Consider the following 1,446-nt stretch of genomic DNA (forward strand, 5'->3'; position numbering starts at 1 on the left):
GCGGAAGTCTCTCTACACAACGGCACGGGCTGCAGCTTCTTTAGGGCAGGTTATGCAGGCGCCACCCACGAAAAAGTGGGGTATCCGACCAACGAAAAAAGGCCGACGCCCCGAGGAGCGCCGGCCCTTGGCCCAACCGCCGGAGCGGCCGGACTGCATCCAACTTACTGATTAGCCCTTCAGCAGGCTCAGGATGCTGTTCGGTGCCGAGTTGGCTTGCGCCAGCATCGCCGTACCCGCTTGCTGCAGGATGTTCTGGCGAGTCATGTTCGACGTTTCCGAAGCGTAGTCGGTATCGACCATGGCCGACTTGGCAGCCGACAGGGCGGTGTTCGACGAGGTCAGCGTGTTGATCGTCGAGCTCAGACCGCTTTGCTGTGCACCCAGGTCAGCGCGAGCTGCCTTCAGGCTGGCCAGGTCGGCGTCGATCTTGGCCTGGGCTGCCGTTGCGTTGGCGGTCGAAGTCACGCTCGTGCTCGACAGCGTACCGAAGCTGGCCAGGTTGGCGTTGGTCACGGTAGCGACGTCGGTCGCCGAGTTCTGGCCGTACTGGAACGTGGTCGAGGTGACCGAGCCGTCGAACAGCTTGGCGCCGTTGTAGTTGGCGTTGGTCTCGATGTTCTTGTTGGCCGTGGCCAGCTGTTGGTATTCCTTGTCCAGGTTGGCTTGGTCGGTGGTCGACAGACCGCCGTTGTTGGCTTCCACAGCCAGTTGGCGCATACGTTGCAGGTTGTTTTCAACCTGGCCCAGGTACGAGTCGGCCGTTTGCAGGTACGACTGTGCGTTGTTGGCGTTCTGGATACCTTGGGTTTGCGAGTTCAGCGTGGTGGTCAGGCTGGAAGCCACAGCGTAAGCAGCGGCATCGTCCTTTGCGCTGTTCACGCGCAGGCCGGTCGACAGACGTTGCAGCGACGTTTGCAGAGCGGACTGCGATTGCGACAGAGCTTGCTGCGTTTGCAGGGACGAGATGTTGGTATTGAGGCTGAGGGACATGACGGCTCCTAAGTTTCCCGATGGTTTGTTGCCCGTGTTTGCTAATTCCGGCTAGGCCGGGCAACGTGACCTGCAACTTGAAGGGGATCAGGTCTGCGTTGTACTCAGGTTATCGGTGGCCTCTGAGGAAAGTTTAGGGTGCCTTGACAAATTTGTGCGTCGGCGGCGGTTTGGGCTTGCGGGCGCTGATGTCCGGCCCCCCTCCAAAAGAGGCGGTGCGCCTGCTTCTTGGCCTGCAGGGCCTCGGCTATACTCGTTCGACCAGTTCATAGGCGCCAGCATCCTTCTCTATATAGAGCGCCACACACGGCACAGATGGGGAGTTGCAAGCCCGCCAGTTCGGCCCAACAGCCTGCCGGTGGAAAGAAGAGCTCGAAGCGAGCCCGCGTTTGACCCGCAACACCCACCATGCTCAATGTCCTGATCGTCGAACCGCACGACTATCGCCCGTGC

Annotated in this window: 1 protein-coding gene; it reads right to left on the bottom strand. The window is 60.7% G+C overall.

Annotation, left to right across the window (positions count from 1 at the left end):
* Nucleotides 1–171: 171 nt before the first annotated feature.
* Nucleotides 172–993: a flagellin gene (locus tag FUT88_RS25000; protein WP_102065407.1), complete on the bottom strand. Its 822-nt coding sequence runs from the start codon at nt 991–993 to the stop codon at nt 172–174.
* Nucleotides 994–1,446 lie beyond the last annotated feature (453 nt).

Origin of the sequence: Ralstonia sp. TCR112 (assembly GCF_007997035.1) — a bacterium.
In the GTDB taxonomy this organism is placed as follows: Bacteria; Pseudomonadota; Gammaproteobacteria; order Burkholderiales; family Burkholderiaceae; genus Ralstonia; species Ralstonia edaphi.

Coding starts and splice junctions, on each gene's coding strand:
- FUT88_RS25000 (WP_102065407.1), bottom strand. CDS start 993: ATGTCCCTCAGCCTCAATACCAACATCTCGTCCCTGCAAACGCAGCAA.